15 protein-coding genes are annotated in these 16,414 nt (G+C 40.0%); 10 read left to right on the top strand and 5 right to left on the bottom strand.

The window, feature by feature from the left end; translation table 11 throughout:
• Nucleotides 1–183: 183 nt before the first annotated feature.
• Entirely contained in the window at nt 184–1,098 is a 915-nt protein-coding gene (locus tag HRT55_RS01235) for a LysR family transcriptional regulator (RefSeq protein WP_291618234.1), read from the top strand.
• 101 nt (nt 1,099–1,199) lie between these two features.
• On the opposite strand, the gene HRT55_RS01240 is transcribed toward HRT55_RS01235, so the two are convergent.
• From HRT55_RS01240 to HRT55_RS01255, 4 genes are all read right to left on the bottom strand, one after another.
• Complete coding sequence (locus tag HRT55_RS01240) at nt 1,200–2,723, bottom strand: serine hydrolase (RefSeq protein WP_291618236.1); 1,524 nt, start codon at nt 2,721–2,723, stop codon at nt 1,200–1,202.
• A 99-nt stretch (nt 2,724–2,822) separates the two neighbouring features.
• Nucleotides 2,823–3,200, bottom strand: coding sequence for a hypothetical protein (locus HRT55_RS01245; RefSeq protein ID WP_291618238.1), 378 nt, complete (start codon nt 3,198–3,200; stop codon nt 2,823–2,825).
• A gap of 130 nt (nt 3,201–3,330) precedes the next feature.
• The gene (locus HRT55_RS01250; RefSeq protein WP_291618240.1) at nt 3,331–3,504 is read right to left on the bottom strand and encodes a hypothetical protein; all 174 of its coding nucleotides are present in this window, start codon (nt 3,502–3,504) and stop codon (nt 3,331–3,333) included.
• A 61-nt stretch (nt 3,505–3,565) separates the two neighbouring features.
• Nucleotides 3,566–4,483: a glutaminase gene (locus tag HRT55_RS01255; protein WP_291618797.1), complete on the bottom strand. Its 918-nt coding sequence runs from the start codon at nt 4,481–4,483 to the stop codon at nt 3,566–3,568.
• Between the two features lie 291 nt (nt 4,484–4,774).
• Here HRT55_RS01255 and HRT55_RS01260 point away from each other — a divergent pair, with 291 nt between their 5' ends.
• The 5 genes from HRT55_RS01260 to HRT55_RS01280 all read left to right on the top strand — a co-directional run bounded on the left by HRT55_RS01260 (nt 4,775) and on the right by HRT55_RS01280 (nt 11,786).
• A complete protein-coding gene (locus HRT55_RS01260) occupies nt 4,775–6,469 on the top strand; it encodes a methyl-accepting chemotaxis protein (RefSeq protein ID WP_291618242.1) in 1,695 nt (564 codons plus the stop codon).
• 364 nt (nt 6,470–6,833) lie between these two features.
• Nucleotides 6,834–8,204 carry a glutamine synthetase family protein gene (locus HRT55_RS01265; protein ID WP_291618244.1) on the top strand — a complete coding sequence of 457 codons (1,371 nt, stop codon included), beginning with the start codon at nt 6,834–6,836 and terminating at the stop codon, nt 8,202–8,204.
• Nucleotides 8,205–8,292: 88 nt separating this feature from the next.
• Nucleotides 8,293–9,720, top strand: coding sequence for an aldehyde dehydrogenase family protein (locus tag HRT55_RS01270; RefSeq protein WP_291618246.1), 1,428 nt, complete (start codon nt 8,293–8,295; stop codon nt 9,718–9,720).
• A complete protein-coding gene (locus HRT55_RS01275; RefSeq protein ID WP_367240856.1) occupies nt 9,713–10,945 on the top strand; it encodes an iron-containing alcohol dehydrogenase in 1,233 nt (410 codons plus the stop codon). The genes HRT55_RS01270 and HRT55_RS01275 overlap by 8 nt, the downstream gene beginning before the upstream one ends.
• Nucleotides 10,946–11,060: 115 nt before the next feature.
• Nucleotides 11,061–11,786 (top strand): GMP synthase, encoded by a 726-nt coding sequence (locus tag HRT55_RS01280; protein ID WP_291618247.1) that lies wholly within the window; start codon nt 11,061–11,063, stop codon nt 11,784–11,786.
• Here HRT55_RS01280 and HRT55_RS01285 read toward each other — a convergent pair.
• Complete coding sequence (locus HRT55_RS01285; protein WP_291618249.1) at nt 11,724–12,638, bottom strand: LysR family transcriptional regulator; 915 nt, start codon at nt 12,636–12,638, stop codon at nt 11,724–11,726. The genes HRT55_RS01280 and HRT55_RS01285 overlap by 63 nt on opposite strands.
• A 183-nt stretch (nt 12,639–12,821) precedes the next feature.
• On the opposite strand from HRT55_RS01285, the gene HRT55_RS01290 reads away from it, so the two are divergent.
• From HRT55_RS01290 to HRT55_RS01305, 4 genes are all read left to right on the top strand, one after another.
• Nucleotides 12,822–13,394 carry a cytochrome b gene (locus HRT55_RS01290; protein ID WP_291618251.1) on the top strand — a complete coding sequence of 191 codons (573 nt, stop codon included), beginning with the start codon at nt 12,822–12,824 and terminating at the stop codon, nt 13,392–13,394.
• Between the two features lie 106 nt (nt 13,395–13,500).
• A complete protein-coding gene (locus tag HRT55_RS01295) occupies nt 13,501–14,100 on the top strand; it encodes a YceI family protein (RefSeq protein ID WP_291618253.1) in 600 nt (199 codons plus the stop codon).
• Between the two features lie 408 nt (nt 14,101–14,508).
• Entirely contained in the window at nt 14,509–15,363 is an 855-nt protein-coding gene (locus HRT55_RS01300; RefSeq protein WP_291618255.1) for a response regulator, read from the top strand.
• A gap of 49 nt (nt 15,364–15,412) precedes the next feature.
• Complete coding sequence (locus tag HRT55_RS01305) at nt 15,413–16,414, top strand: hypothetical protein (RefSeq protein WP_291618257.1); 1,002 nt, start codon at nt 15,413–15,415, stop codon at nt 16,412–16,414.

The raw sequence follows: 16,414 nt of genomic DNA on the forward strand, positions 1-16,414 counted from the left end.
AATTGCTTGAACTGCTTAAGTTGTTTCAGTGGTTGTAATCTTAGTGCTTAGTTATTGTTTGATAAATACTGGTTTGTTGGTAAGATAATCTCAATATCAACAACAATAAAAGCTTGGCTGAGTTAAATTAGTAGCAGTTAAGTTAAGCTGAGCTGGGCAAAGTACAGTTAAGGAGAGGCAGCTATGGAACATGATTTAAATGACATGATGGTGTTTTTGGCGGTAGTCGAAACCGGTAGCTTTACTCTCGCGGCAGATCGGCTAGGCATCCCGAAAGCCAATGTCAGCCGAAAAGTGTCGCGCTTAGAGCAAAACCTAAGTGTCACCTTATTAGAACGCTCAACGCGATCACAGCATTTAACCGAAGCCGGGCGCCGTTACTTGCAACATTGCAAGCGTATCCACACCGAGCTCGATTTAGCCACCGCCTCTGTCTGTGAACTCTTTCAAAGTTATACCGGTGAATTAAAAATAGGTGCATCGGTTGCCACCGGCCAACAAATCCTAAGGCCTGCGTTAGGTCGGTTTATGCACCAATACCCTGAGCTGAAAGTGCAACTTAACTTAGTTAATAGGCGAGTTGATTTTATTGAGGAAGGTTTTGATGTGGTTATTCGCATAGGTCAGTTAAATGACTCTATGTTAATCGCTAAAAAACTCGGTACAGTTGCTCGCAAGTTATTTGCTAGCCCAGCTTATTTAGCTAAAGAAGGTAAGCCTGAGCAAGCAGTGCAGTTAACTGAGCATCAATTACTGATAATGAACCCATTCAGTAAGACCCTTAATAGCGATTTAAAATTAGATTTGTTATCAAAACAAGGCGAGTCGTTTAGCTTAGATTGTCGACCAAGATTACTGGTGGATGATTTTGTTATGCTCAAACAAGCCATAGTTGATGGTTTAGGCATTGCAGTACTGCCTGATTATATGAGCCGTCAGGAAGTGGCCTCAGGTACGTTAGTCAATATATTACCTGACTGGAGCATGAGCGACTTAGATGTTTATGCGCTCTATCCAAAACATCGCGCTAAAATCCCCAAAGTGAAGGTTTTTCTTGATTTTATTAGCGAACTCTATGGCGAGGCATTGAAGTCATAGTGTGCTTTATACACTGTTCTTTGATAGTGGTTAACACTGATAACGGTTAGTTAGCTCATAGCCAACTAGCCGTATTTTTTATAAAGTAGTTGTTAATAACTTTATTGTAATCGGGTAAAACGCTCAATGGCGAGAGGGTTAATGCCAATGATATCAATAGCCGTTAATTTTCCGTCAACCACTATGTAAGAGGCAATTCGACCACTATCAACTTGGAACTGTATTCGAAATTCATCAGGTAGCTTTGCTGCGGTTGCCACAGCTTTAAGCTCTCCTAAGGTGAACTCTAGTTCGTTGCTTTTAAGCAGTTCTACATTCAAATCACCCCATAACGGGTTATGAAATACGCCGGAATAATTCACTTTATTTTGCGTCAGTTTCATCACTCTTGCCGCATTTCGCTTTTGGTGACTGATAGCAGTCTCTTTAATATCCCTTTGTAATGCAGCCCAGCTTTGTTCCATGCTGTTGATATGGGCATCAGCGATAGCATTGCCATCACCTTTATTTAATAAAATACTGTAAGCAATATCTGCGATGGCGTTGGTCATTCCGCTAGCAATCACTTCCTCATTATTAAGTACCACTAAACCAATGTTGTGCTCCAACATAAATGATGTATGAGCATGAGTTCCTTTAGTACCACCAAAGTGATGCAGCATTTTCTCTGCTTTATAAGGACCCTTGTACCAACCCCAAGCATAACCTTCGCGTTTAAAGTCTCGCCATTTACCATCATAATCAGCTAATTGTTGATGTGATTTCTTAATGACCTCAGCGGGAAAAATTTGCTTGCCATCAACACGACCTTCATTTAATTGTGCTATTAAAAATTTCGCCATATCACGTGCAGAAGATACCGTGCCACCAGCCGCTTGCATGGTTATATCACTTTTTACAAAAGGTAGAACCTTGGTTGGATCGCCAGCATACCAGCCGTAAGGTTGAGCAATTTCGAAGCCACTCTTGGCAGCGGTACTGGTATATGACGAGGTTTGCTTCATTGCTAATGGCTGATAAACCAAGTCAGCAATGGTTTGTTGCCAATCTTGTTTAAAATGATCTTCAAGCCAAATGCTAACAAGGTTGTAACCTAGATTACTGTATTGAAAATCACCTAGTTTAGTGGTTTTATCAAGGGTGGTTGCCGCCGCTAACTTGTGCCTTTGAGCTTTATTATGTTGCCCGGTATAGGCGAGACTGTCTTCTAACGGACGATTTGCTAAAGCATGGCTATGAGATAATAAATGCTTTACTTGCACCTTATCTTTATCAATGTAGGGGAAGTTTAATTGCGGAAACATATCAGCTATTGGTGTGTGGTCTTTAATCTCACCATTGTTTTCTACTAACAAGGTAGCTAAGGCAAATAAAGGTTTAGTGACCGAAGCAATATAAAAAGCGGTTTTAGCCGTTACTTTTTTATTGCCTTTAATATCGGCATAACCAAAATAGCCCTCATAAATAATTTTACCATCTTTTACAATGGCTATTGCTGTGCCAGAAGGCAAGCCCACTTCATCTTTTACTTCGTTAACGTATCTATCAATGGCTGAAAAATCATTAGCTGCCCAAGCGCTATTTATTCCTGAAAATATTGCAACGAAAAGTAAAAACAACTTCATCTATTAATTCCTTTTAATTTTTAGTTAACAGCTAAGTATTAATGTGGCTCCAGTCTTAGCAAGCCAACGGTATTGTGCTATTTATTCAATCGCTTTTTATCACTGAGATGCAAGCCAATTAATTGCACTAGCTATATCGTCAAAACTTTGCTCATTTTGCGAATGTCTTGCCGGAGTTCTACTTTCTAATATTTTAAAAAGTATCTCTGAGTGTACAACTACAGCTTTAGCAACCATATTTTGACTATTTAACCAGATATTACATTCATTAATTTTGTCAAAAACATCAGGAGTCCCTCCTTCTGTTTCCGTGTAATCAAACAGTAATTTAAATTCTTTTTGACCGAAGCCTTCAATGAAAAACTTGAGCTGTTCAATTGTCTTGGTAATTCCTTCAACGTTAAATGCGCCAACAGCTTTAACGGTTATAATATCACCATCAACTGAGATGGAGCTTTGACCATGCGCTACAGCCATAATATACCTCGAAGTTATAATGCCCTTTAATAGCGGACAAAAATATGTTGGTTGAAATCGTTGAGCTAAGCGATCACTTTCTAATACGGATTGGTCTAATTGTTAGCAATCCAGTTGTAATTATTTCTTACTAAGTGTCGTTTACCAGATATCTTTGGATTACCATCTCGTTATCGGTAAACTCAGAAATTAGTTTACCGCCATTAGCGATAATCATACAGGAAGATACAACATTGTTTTTATAACAATGAATATGCACGCTTTTTACCCCCATCGCATTAAGTTTACCAATAGAACTCGCCATGAGAAAGTCACTAATACCTGATTAGGCAGTAGGTCTAGATCACAGGCTATTCAGGCTGATTTTAAAATATAGAGAGTCCAGTTTTGGTAGTAAAGAGCTCTAGCGCTTTAGTACCTACTAATGAATTACCTGATTCATTTAATGCTGGCGAGTAAACTGCAATAGCCATTTTCCCGGGTACAACCGCGACTATACCTCCGCCAACACCACTTTTACCGGGTAAACCAACACGAAAAGCAAAATCACCCGAAGCATCATAATGGCCGCAGGTTAGCATTAATGAATTAATGCGTTTTGCTTGAGTCGAGTTAATCAGCTGCTGTTTGGTAATAGGGTCTGTACCGTCGTTTGCTAAGTACAGCATAGAGCGAGATAGCTGTTGGGCATTCATCACAATAGAGCAATGTTTAAAGTATGTTTGCAATACTTCAATGACATCATTATCAAAATTACCAAAGCTTTTCATCAAGCTTGCCAAAGCAATGTTTCTATAACCATGCTCCATTTCAGACGTTGATACTACTTCATCTACGGCGATACTTTTATCACCGCTACATTGATGAATAAACGCTAAAATTTCATTAAAGGCTTTTTCATTGGTAGAAAAATGAGAAACCAAACTATCACAAACTACGATGGCACCAGCGTTAATAAAAGGGTTACGAGGTATACCTGCTTCGTATTCTAGTTGTACTAAAGAATTGAAAGGGTTACCTGATGGCTCTCGCCAAACTCGCTTATACAAGCCATTTTGGTAAGCACGCAGCGCTAAGGTATAGCTAAATACTTTAGAAATACTCTGAATAGAAAAGGGCGTTTGGTATGAGCCAACACCATAATACTGACCATCATTTAAGGTAATCGCCATACCAAATTGCATTGGATCAACATTCGCTAATGCGGGAATATATTCAGCAACCTTGCCTTGTCCAAGTAAAGGGGATACTTCCTGATGTATCTCATTTAATACGTCGATCAGTTTCATAAATAAAGCCTATTTAATACCATTAACAACACCAATTCTAATCAATTTATTCCTAACTCTGAGCTTGTCAGAGAAGTAAGCACAAGTAAAGATTGTCTGGCTATAGTCGCTTTATCAATAAAACTTATGACGTTATCACTTTCCTGACAAGCTGCCGAAGGCAAGTTAATGCTTATATATCTGTATTAAAAATGAACTACACTTTTACTCTAGGCTTTAAATTTAGACTAACAATACCGAGTTCAATGGCAAAAACATGCTCAAAAGTAGTGAGGAGTAATTAAGATGCAAGTTGATTTATCAATTAAGCAACGAATTATCGCCATGGTCGTGATGGCTGTTGCTGTACAGCTTGTTGCGACAGTCATAATACTATCGCAATTAATCACCATTGAGCATCATATTGAAGCCGTAGCTACTACAGATATTCCCATTACTAAAGCCATGACTGTTTTAACGGAGCATCAGTTAGAGCAAGAAATATACTTTGAACAGGCTTTTCGGTTCGCTTTAACCATGGATACTGAGACCAAATCAGCTAAGCACTTTAGTTATGCGGTTGAGCACTTTAATGGTTTGAATGACAAAATAAGCAGCGAATTAAAAGCAATAGAATACTCAATTGAACAAGCAAAAAATCATGCTAAAGAGCAAATCGTCATAGATGAATTTGTTCAGCTGTTAAACGAAGTGCAACAAATAGAAAATCAGCATGAAAAATGGGCCGAGCATGTTGAAGAGGTTTTTGTTGAGTTAGTAAATAAGAATTTTCATCATGCTGAACAGTTAAGTGAAAGCGTTGAACAAGAGGCGTTAATTTTATCTAAACATGTTGAAGATGTTTTAGCTGAAATTGAGCGCTTTACCGAAGAGGCGGTAATAACCATAGATGAAGAGGCTATAGCCCTTGAGTTTATCGCCATAGCTGCAGTGGCAGTGAGTATACTCGTTAATATTGTTAGCGCTTGGTTAGTCATTACGGCTGTGCAAGCAGGTTTGAAAAAAACAGTAAACTCATTAGAAAATATTGCTCATGGTAATTTCGATAAACATGTAGCAACAGACGAGCCAGGTGAAGTAGGACAAATGCTTGAACATATGGAAAAAATGCGCAGTAATATTTGTTCCATCTTAACTAAGGTCAATGAATCTACTAATGATGTGCAAGCAACTGCTGAAGTATTAGTGAAAACCAATAATCTGGTGCAAGATAATTTAACCAATCAATTTCAACAAATTGATTTGGTGGCTACGGCGATTAATGAATTGTCTTCAACTGCACAAGAAGTGGCAAAAAACACTACCAGTACCCTAGAACTAACAGAAGCTGCCTCAGCTAGTTCACAGCAAAGTCAGCAGGTAAATTTACAAGCCATGGAGCAAATTAGTCAACTGGTAGAAAGCTTATCAGACAGTGGCGAAGCCCTTACTAAGCTAGAAAGGAACAGTGAAAAAATAGAATCAGTACTAGAAGTTATTAAAGGCATTGCCGATCAAACTAATCTGTTAGCGCTAAATGCCGCGATAGAAGCCGCTAGAGCAGGGGAGCAAGGCCGAGGTTTTGCTGTTGTTGCCGATGAAGTGAGAAACTTAGCCCAACGTACGCAAGAGTCAACTAAAGAAATTGAACAAATGATTGAGCAATATCGTTCTGGCGCACATAACGCTGTGGTGGCTATGGATCATAGTCGTGAACTTAGTGCCAAAACCATAGAGTTCTCTGAGCGCTCAAATGCTTTGATGGCAGATGTAAATCAGGCTATTAGTAGTGTTAATGAGATGTCTACCCAAGTGGCTACTGCCGCGGAAGAGCAACATTGTGTGGTCGAAGAAATAAATAATAACATCACCCAAGTTAATGACGCCTCGCAAGAGAATAAGCAGGAAATCGAGCGGGCTGCGGAAGCAACGCATCACTTACAAACCACCTCGAAAGAATTACATGAAGAAATGAGTGAATTTAAACTTGAGAAAAAGTAGCAAGCTTATTTTTTTTCTTCCTACATTACTTAGTACATCGCGTATTACATTAATTGATTTATTACCAGTCAGTGCCACTAAGCAAAACTGTGCAGTAAAATAAACACAGCAGTTATTGTTGAGCTAATCCTGTTTACTTTAACAGCTCTGTTTAGCCGCTAAGTTTAACAACTAAATACTCCTAAATTCTCCACGAATATTTATCATCCATATTTCCCTGTAATATTTGTCAGTAATATTTGGCAACTATATTAAGCCAGTACTTTGAAAAACCCCCTTTGTTACGCTTTACTCTATGTATAGCGATACAAACTATCTCTAGAATAATCAGACCTATACAACACCATCAACAAAGGGATAGCGTATGTTAATGCCAAGGGAAGTAAAGACCATTGCTGACGCTAAGTTAATTGTTGAGCAAAGGGGCCTTAGCCATGTGAAGGTAGGCCTGTTTGATATCGATGGCATTATGCGTGGTAAGTACATGAGTAAAGAAAAATTCTTTTCTTCACTAGATTCAGGCTTTGCTTTTTGTGATGTTGTTTTGGGCTGGGATTGTAAAGATCAGCTTTACGATAATAGTAAATATACTGGTTGGCATACTGGCTACCCAGACGCGCCGGTTCATATTCTGCCACAAACCTGCCGAGCTTTACCTTTTGAAGATGATATGTTGCTGTTTATCGCCGAATTTAGTGACACCGCAGCGCCCATTTGTCCGCGTAATACCTTAAAGCGAGTACTTGCACGGGCAAAGTCCCTCGGCTTTGAAGTGATAGCCGCATTCGAATATGAGTTTTTTGTTTTTAATGAAACACCTGAGTCTGTTCGAGCAAAAAACTATCAAAACTTAATACCACTGTCACCGGATTTTTTTGGCTATTCAATGATTAGAAATTCAGTGCACGCCGACTTACACCATCAAATTTTAGCCCTTGCTGAACAAATGGACTTTCCTCTTGAGGGCTTACATACCGAAACGGGGCCTGGGGTATTAGAAGCCGCCATAGCCCATGATGAAGCATTAAATGCCGCGGATAAAGCTGCGCTATTTAAAACTTTCATCAAGGTTTGGGCGCAGCGTAATAATTTAATGGCGACTTTTATGGCTAAATGGTCAGCTGATTTACCAGGGCAAAGCGGTCATATTCATATATCGTTAAGAGATGCAGTGGGCAATTCGATTTTTTATCAGCAAGACAATGACTATGGTATGAGCGATTTACAGCGCCAGTTTCTTGCCGGTCAGCAACGCTTTATGCCTGAGTTTATTGCCATGATTGCGCCAACAGTGAATAGCTATAGTCGCATGGTCCCCGGCTTATGGGCGCCACTTGATGCAACTTGGGGAGTAGAAAATAGAACTACTGCTCTAAGGGTCATCCCAGGTTCGGCCAAGTCACAACGTATTGAATACAGACTGGGCGCCGCCGATGCTAATCCCTATTTAGCTTTAGCGGCGGTCATTGCTTCTGGATTAATTGGCATTGAAGAACAACTTGAGCCGTTAGCGCAAATTAAAGGTAATGCCTACCAACAAAGTCACCCAGCAGAACTATCCCTGCCTAATACATTATTTGCTGCGGCTACTAAGCTTAAGCAATCAAAAGCGGCCATTGAGATGTTTGGTGATGATTTTGTTGAGCATTTTAGTGCCAGTCGTGAATGGGAAGAGCGAGAGTACCGTAAACATGTCTCTGATTGGGAGCTTAGTCGTTACTTTGAAATAATATAAGGTGAAATAATTTAAGTTGAGCTTCTATAAAATTAAATCGATTAAGTAAAAATCACTTACCGTTAGCTTGGTATAAGTAAGGAAAATAATGAGCAATATTCAAGTCACACGTTCACCTATTGATAACAGCATTTATGTTGAGCGTGATTTGGCTACTCAAGTAGAAGTTAAGCAAGCAGTGCAACTTGCCCATAGTGCACAAATTAAATGGCGACAAAGTTCATTAGAGCAGCGAGCTGTTTATTGCCATGCCATGGTTGATATTTTGTTGAGTAAGTCCGATGAAATTGCGGAGCAGTTATGCTGGATGATGGGACGACCGATTCGTTATGGCAAAGGTGAAATCACCGGTATGGCAGAGCGCGCTCGCTTTATGATCACCGAGGCTCAATATGCCCTAACAGATATAAAACTAGCCGATAAACCGGGTTTTATTCGCTACATTAAACGCGAGCCCTTGGGGGTGGTTTTTATTATTGCCCCGTGGAATTACCCGTATTTAACGGCGATTAATTCTATCGTCCCTGCCATTATGGCGGGCAATACCGTGCTACTAAAACATTCGGAGCAAACTCCCTTATGTGGTGAACAATTTGCCAATGCTTTTGCCCAAGCAGGCCTACCTTTAAGTGTGCCTGATGGCATCTTTCAAAACTTATACCTAAGTCATGAAAATACCGAAAAGCTAATCAAGCAGCCGTTAGTTAATTATGTTGCTTTTACAGGCTCAGTAGCCGGCGGTGACATGGTTGAACATGCTGCCAGTGGCCGCTTTATTGGCGTAGGCTTGGAGTTAGGCGGTAAAGATGCTGCTTATATCCGAGCCGATGCCAACATAGCGGAGGCAGTGGCAAGTTGTGTTGATGGTGCTTTTTTTAACTCGGGTCAATCTTGTTGTGCTATTGAACGTATTTATGTGCACAGTGATGTCTATGATGACGTTATCGAGCAAGTAGTAAGCTCAGTGAAAGACTATAAACTAGGGCGTTCAGATGAGTTTGCCACGACACTTGGCCCTTTGGTGAAAGCCGATAATGCTGACTTTGTCAGAGAGCAAATAGCTGATGCCATTTACGCTGGCGCAAAAGCTCATATCAATCCGGATATCTTCCCCTTAAATAAAGCGGGTAGCGCATATCTTGCACCGCAAGTTTTGACGCAAGTAAATCACAATATGTCGGTAATGATGGATGAGAGTTTTGGCCCTGTGGTCGGTATTATGAAAGTGCGTGACGATGAAGAAGCCGTAAGCCTAATGAATGACTCAGCCTTTGGTTTAACGGCGGCAATATTTACCCATGATATAAAACAGGGCATAACACTGGGTGAGCAATTGGAGGTCGGTACTTTTTTTATTAATCGCTGTGATTACCTCGACCCTGCTTTACCATGGACAGGGATTAAAAATTCTGGACGAGGCTGTACCTTATCAAGCTTTGGTTATGCCGCGCTCACCAGAGCAAAATCGTTTCATATTAAATTGACTAATGCTGAACCGGAGGTTGCCGGTGAGTGAAAATAGCCAAGGTCAGAAAAGCTTGGTTCAGCAAAGCCTAGGTCAGCAAAGCCAAGTCCAGCAAAGCGATTTTTATGGAAACTGGCATTATCCTACCTCGATTCGTGCCGGTATTGGCCGTATTAGTGAATTAGCTTTAGCATGTAAAGAGCTTGGTATGAATGCGCCCTTAGTTGTCACAGACCCTGCCTTAGCCGCATTGCCTATGGTCAAACAAGTTGTTGTTGATCTTGTTGACCAAGGCATACCTTGTGAAGTCTTTTCTGCTATTAAAGCAAACCCGTGTGAGCAAAATATAACGGATGGTGTAAGTGCTTTTTTGCAAGGAAAACACGATGGCATTATAGCTTTTGGTGGTGGCTCAGCGTTAGATGCTGGCAAAGCAGTGGCCTTAATGGTGGGTCAAACCAGACCCTTATGGGACTTTGAAGATATAGGGGATAATTTTAACCGAGTAAGTGTAGAGAGAATGGCTAAAGTCATTGCCATTCCAACCACATCAGGTACTGGCTCTGAAGTAGGACGAGCATCGGTAATCACCGATGAACAAGCGCATATTAAACGTATTATTTTTCACCCAAAAATGTTACCTAACATTGTCATTCTAGATGCCCAGCTAACCCTTGGTTTACCCGCAGGATTAACGGCGGCAACCGGCATGGACGCTTTATCTCACGCGCTGGAAGCTTATTGTGCACCTTCGTTTCATCCTATGGCGGCAGGTATTGCTATCGAGGCTATTCGCTTAATAAAGGAGTATTTACCTAGAGCAACTGCTAATGGCAATGATCTCGAGGCGCGTGCACAGGTGATGGCAGCAGCGACTATGGGAGCTACTGCTTTTCAGCGGGGCCTCGGCGGTATGCATGCGCTTGCGCACCCTTTGGGTGCACTTTATGATAGTCATCACGGTTTACTCAATGCCATCTTAATGCCCTATGTACTCAAAGAAAATGAACAGGCCATTACACATAAAATCGCTCGATTAAGCCGTTACTTAGCGCTTGAACAGCAAAGTTTTACGGGCTTTTTAAACTGGATTTTAGCGTTGAGGTCTCAATTAGCGATTCCTCATTCATTACAAGAAATAGGTATTGATACCAGCAGAGCCGAAGATATTGGCATTATGGCCTTTAATGATGCCTGTGCCGCGGGAAATCCAATCACTTTTACTGCTCAGCAATACAGTGAACTTTTCAAAAAAGCAGTGCAGGGCGAATGTTAGCGAGTTGGCTATTATTTATATAGAGCAGAATAGAACTGGGCTGTACTGAATTGGTCTTAGTTGATATAGAGTTGATACTGATTCGATATTAAATACACGCTGGGGAGTAATGATTATGAAGTTAGGTATTTTGCTTTGTGACCATGTCCAAGCTGCGCTGCAACAAAAATTTGGCGACTATCGAGATATGTTTTCTCAGTTGTTATATCAATGTGATAGCTCCTTAGAACTGCACTATTACTGTGTTGTAGATGGCCAATTCCCAGACAATATTGATGTTTGTGATGCTTATATGGCGAGCGGTAGCAAAGCCAGCGTTAACGATGACTTACCTTGGGTAAATGCTTTGGAGAGGTTTATCTGGCAACTGTTTTTAGCCGATAAACCCTTTGTTGGTGTGTGTTTTGGCCATCAACTCATTGCTAAAACCTTGGGCGGAAAAGTTGCTCACTCTGATAAAGGCTGGGGCGTTGGTATTGCGACCACGAAAGTACACAGTAATAAAGCTTGGATGCAGCATAATAAAGCTCGAATCAAACTCGTGGTCAGTCATCAAGAGCAAATATGTCAATTGCCACCAGAAACTGAGGTGTTAATGGGCAATGAATTTTGCCCTTATGCCATGATACAAGTGGGCCATCACTTTGTTGGTTTACAAGGGCATCCAGAATTTAGTCGCGCTTATGGCAAGGCGATAATGCAAAGTAGAAAAGCTATTATTGCTGAGACAAACTACGCTCAGGGACTTGAGTCCCTATCACAAATAACGGATGGTAAATTAATCATGACTTGGCTTATTACTTTTTTCCAGCAAGCTATTGCTAGAAAGTGCAGCAATTAAAAATTGATAAAAGCACTGAATGCGAGCGCTGTGTTTTAAGTCCTTATGATAAACAAACCAAATAGACTCATCTTTATTGCCAATGTCTAGATCTACCTTCACCATTGATGGATGCAACTTTGCTTGGTGTTCACCTAAAGGGCCTATGCCCATACCCGCAATAACGGCCTCGTGAATATCGGGAAAATGGTTACTTTGAAAAACTATTCTATCTTTATCTATTTTATCAACAACATAATTTACAAAAGGAATACGGTATTTATCAGGCGTTGGTAATACCCACTGATGCTGGTTAAGTTCATTGGCTGAGTTAGGTTTACCGTATTCATCAACATAACCTTGTGTGGCGTAATAAGCTGTTCGTATTTTGGTTAAATTTTTGACAATAATATCACCCCCGGTTGGACAGGGACCTGCGCGAAGAGAAACATGGGCGGCACCCGAGTCGAGTGGCACAATATCATCGGTAGAAATAAGTTTAAGTCGTATCTTTGGGTATGCTTCTCTAAACGCTTTTAGGCTAGGGGTGATTACTGGAGAGAAAGAGCTGACCGTGGTGATCCTAAGCTCGCCGCTAATATCCCCCTCAACATTTTGCAGTTTATTTTCTAAGCTGGAAAAATTTGCCAACATCTCGGGCATTTCATCCATTAACACGCAGCCAGCATCGGTAAGTTTATAACCACGTTGGTGGCGAATAAATAATTTTACTTCAAGCGCCTGCTCTAATTGATTTATCCGTCTTAATACCGTGGCATGGTTAATTCGAAGAGATATGCCCGCTTTGCTTAAGCTGCCGTCAATGGCGACTTGATAAGCTATTTTATAATCATCCCAGGAAATATCTTTCATTAATTATCCCACTATCCTCACTAATACTTAGGCACTTTACATTGTTAGTTGTGCATATTTGCACAACAGTTTCGCATTTATTGATATTTTTTAATAGGGACTATTTGGTTATAGTAGCGTTAAGAACTTAATAAGGACGTTGGTAGCCATATAAAAAACTACCAAAAATAAAGAGATAGCAACATGAGTACTAACAGACTAAAGAACAGCGAAAATAGTTACGGTCTTATTGCCATAATACTGCACTGGCTTATGGCAATTACAATATTTTCTTTATTCGGTTTAGGGCTCTATATGGTTGAGCTAACGTATTACGATGCTTGGTATAAAGGCTCGCTCGACTTACATAAAAATATGGGTATAACGCTATTCGTTGCCTTGATGTTAAGAATTGTCTGGCGTGTGGTTAATATCACACCAAGAAATGCAGATAAATCTGCGAGTAAGTTCGAAGTAAAAGCGGCACATTATGCCCATATTTCGTTATATGTATTGATGGCGGTTTTGATGATAAGTGGCTATTTAATCTCTACCGCAGATGGCAGGGCAATCGATGTATTTGGCTTGTTCTCTGTACCTGCGTTACCTATGAGTATTACCAACCAAGAAGATATCGCCGGTAATATTCATGAAATATTAGCCTGGACGCTTATCTTACTCAGTGTCGGTCATGGACTTGCGGCGCTCAAGCATCATTTTATCAATAAAAATAATACCTTGCTGCGCATGATAAAAGTTCAGCCAAGCAATAATTAATCAACAAGCTCAACTAAATAACTAACTACTTCAATCTAAACACGAACATTTACAGACAGCACTTAATTAGACCCTTAACTAAAAGACACAAGACAAGGAAATTCACATGAAAAAGACATTAATCACCACAACACTAGTAACCAGCTTATTAGCAAGTTCACTCTTTGCCTTAGTAGCACCGAGCACAGTGCAAGCGGCAAGCTATAAAGTAGATGTTGAGGGCGCACATGCTTTTGTACAATTTAAAATTAAGCATTTAGGTTATAGCTGGTTATTAGGGCGATTCAATACCTTTGATGGTGACTTTAGTTATGATCCTAAGGCACCAAATAAGGCAACAATCAATATTGAAATTGATACCACAAGTTTAGACTCTAATCATGCTGAGCGTGATAAACACCTTAAAGGTAAAGATTTTTTAAATGTAAGTGACTTTCCTAAAGCAACATTTACCAGTCAAAGTATCACCTTCAGCGATGATGAAAATGCCGTAGTTATCGGCGAGTTTACTTTAAAAGGTGTCACTAAAACGATTTCTTTTGCTGTTGTTAAAATTGGTGAAGGGCAAGATCCTTGGGGAGGACATCGTGCAGGTTTCTCCGGCACTACCAGCTTAAAACTTGCTGATTACGGCATTACTTATAATTTAGGGCCGGCATCAACTCATGTAGAAATGGCTTTACATATTGAAGGTGTCAGAATCTAAGCTACTCACCTTTTTAGTCATAGCTTTTGTTAAGCAACCTCTAAGCCAGCTTTATGCTGGCTTTATGCTGGCTTTTTGCATTGTCACTGCAATTGAACCCAGTCTAATTAATATCATGCTAGTTGAAAACATGCTGATTCTTCCTATCTAGCTATTATTACCTTGCGTTGCATTTTGCAAAACAATCGCCATTTTTATATACCCCAGCCCCTGCTTAATTAGCTCGCTTCATACTCCTCTCTTGCTATGACCTAGAGAACTAAGGCTTTTAAATCAAACCAACGACGGTTTTTCTGCCTTGGTATATCAATTGCAATTAACCATTACTCAGCATTGATGAGGTTTTAAAACGAAGAAACAAGTTTATATTTATTCTTGGATTTTATATTTCTAGGGTAAGGGGAGCATATGTTAAGAGAAAAAAGTGTCCTCATCGTTGATGATGAAGAAGGTGTTAGACAGACCTTGAAAAGAGGAATTCACCGTCAATTTAATAAAGGCGATAAACGGGTAGCCATTAGCGAGGCTGGCAATGGTGAAGAAGCGATAGCTTTAGCAAATAAATTCCCTCCCGATTTAATTATTATGGATATCCGTATGCCTGTCATGGATGGCTTAAAAGCCTGCCGAATTTTAAGGAGTGATAGCAAATTTGCCTCGACCATTATCATTATGTTGACCTGTGAAATAACAGAGGAAAGTGCTGGTTTACTCTCTGGAGCTGATGATTACGTCATCAAGCCTTTTGATATAAAGACCTTACTCATTCGTATCGAAAAAAGCTTATTTAGACAAGGAGCCATGGGCACTGTCTCTTATGCGGAAAGCGATGGCGTATTATCGAAAAACTACTTTGTCGAAAGCTGGTTAAGTTATGAAGTTGCCAGGGCTAAGCGCTATCAACACTCGTTAAGTTTACTGTTAGTGAAAATCGAGTCATCAGACGCTAAACAGTCTGCTAAAGGTAAAGATTTGACCGTAATAAAATTATTAAAGCGCCGCGCATCAGACCCCTTAATAAAGTGGGGGGAGCATACCTTTGCTATTTTACTTATTGAAACTTGTGCCGCTGATGCTGTGTTACTTGCTAAGCGCATCATCTGGTTAGCTCAAAAAAGCCCGCATCTTTTACGGCCTAATGTAGGTATTGCCAACTTAGAAGACACCCTTACCGATGATTTGGTTATAAATGCCGAGTACTCCTTAGCTGCTTCTGTATGTACCGGAGATATTGTGCTTAATAGGTTGTCGGTAAATTTATAAAAGTTACTTATGAGTTAATGACTAAGACTTATTTCCGTAGGGGGGAGCTATGAAACCTTTGCCATTTATTTTATTACTATTGTATTTAACCTTTTTTTTTTCAGTTTTATCAGTACCTTGTTACGCCACTTTTGCACAAAACCTTAGGTGGAGTATAGATGGCAGTGCTCGCTTGAATCATAATCAAGCATTAGATAATACCAGTCGGATTTATGCTTTAGGTCTTGATACTCATAAAGTATTTACCAATTCAAATGGTGATATTGGCTATGGCGTAGGGCAAGTGTATTGGACTAAGTTATCAAACCATATGCCTGTACCTTTCTTATTTAGTTCAAAAGATGATAGTGACTTTATTATTCGAGAAGCGCACCTAAATTATACTGCCGGACCTAATTGGCTGCCGAATGTGCGAGTAGGGCATTTTACTTTACCTTTTGGTTTAGAAGAGAGCATTGATACCAATGGCCGCCTACTTGATTACTACCTTGGCAAAAACTTGGGCACCAAGCTCGATTGGGGAGTTAGCTTAAACAAAGTGATAAACCAAATAGAATACAATTTTAGTTACACCCTAGGCGGTAAAGATAAGGCAAAGTCGGTTGACGGCTCTTATGCGGTTACTGGCCGAATAGGCTCATTAAGTCATCATGACTTTGTTGTCGGTGTATCCTTTTTTGATGGCCAAATTGATGATATCTCACGAAAAAGGTTAGCCCTTGATTGGCAATACTATTGGGGTACCTGGGGATTATTAGGAGAATTAGCATTAGGTGAAAACAATAAAAGATCACAAGGCTGGCAAAAAGAAAAATACAGCTTAATTGAGCTAAATAAAACCTCAATAAATAATCAGCTAAAACTCTATAGTCAGTTCATCATCAAGAATAAAGAGTTTCAAGCAAGTACCGACAAGCTGATAAATATTGGTTTTAGTTATCAATTTACTACCCAGCTAGAATTGAGTATGTCAGGCGTTAAGCAAATTAATAGCCCGGCAAGCGGTCAAAAAAAACAATTGGCTAGCGTTCAATTAAGATATAGGTACTGA

The organism is Colwellia sp. (genome assembly GCF_013214175.1).
Classification (GTDB): Bacteria; Pseudomonadota; Gammaproteobacteria; order Enterobacterales; family Alteromonadaceae; genus Colwellia.

Coding starts and splice junctions, on each gene's coding strand:
- HRT55_RS01280 (WP_291618247.1), top strand. CDS start 11,061: ATGAAGTTAGGTATTTTGCTTTGTGACCATGTCCAAGCTGCGCTGCAA.
- HRT55_RS01295 (WP_291618253.1), top strand. CDS start 13,501: ATGAAAAAGACATTAATCACCACAACACTAGTAACCAGCTTATTAGCA.
- HRT55_RS01285 (WP_291618249.1), bottom strand. CDS start 12,638: ATGAAAGATATTTCCTGGGATGATTATAAAATAGCTTATCAAGTCGCC.
- HRT55_RS01245 (WP_291618238.1), bottom strand. CDS start 3,200: ATGGCTGTAGCGCATGGTCAAAGCTCCATCTCAGTTGATGGTGATATT.
- HRT55_RS01265 (WP_291618244.1), top strand. CDS start 6,834: ATGTTAATGCCAAGGGAAGTAAAGACCATTGCTGACGCTAAGTTAATT.
- HRT55_RS01305 (WP_291618257.1), top strand. CDS start 15,413: ATGAAACCTTTGCCATTTATTTTATTACTATTGTATTTAACCTTTTTT.
- HRT55_RS01250 (WP_291618240.1), bottom strand. CDS start 3,504: ATGGCGAGTTCTATTGGTAAACTTAATGCGATGGGGGTAAAAAGCGTG.
- HRT55_RS01300 (WP_291618255.1), top strand. CDS start 14,509: ATGTTAAGAGAAAAAAGTGTCCTCATCGTTGATGATGAAGAAGGTGTT.
- HRT55_RS01290 (WP_291618251.1), top strand. CDS start 12,822: ATGAGTACTAACAGACTAAAGAACAGCGAAAATAGTTACGGTCTTATT.
- HRT55_RS01270 (WP_291618246.1), top strand. CDS start 8,293: ATGAGCAATATTCAAGTCACACGTTCACCTATTGATAACAGCATTTAT.
- HRT55_RS01260 (WP_291618242.1), top strand. CDS start 4,775: ATGCAAGTTGATTTATCAATTAAGCAACGAATTATCGCCATGGTCGTG.
- HRT55_RS01240 (WP_291618236.1), bottom strand. CDS start 2,723: ATGAAGTTGTTTTTACTTTTCGTTGCAATATTTTCAGGAATAAATAGC.
- HRT55_RS01235 (WP_291618234.1), top strand. CDS start 184: ATGGAACATGATTTAAATGACATGATGGTGTTTTTGGCGGTAGTCGAA.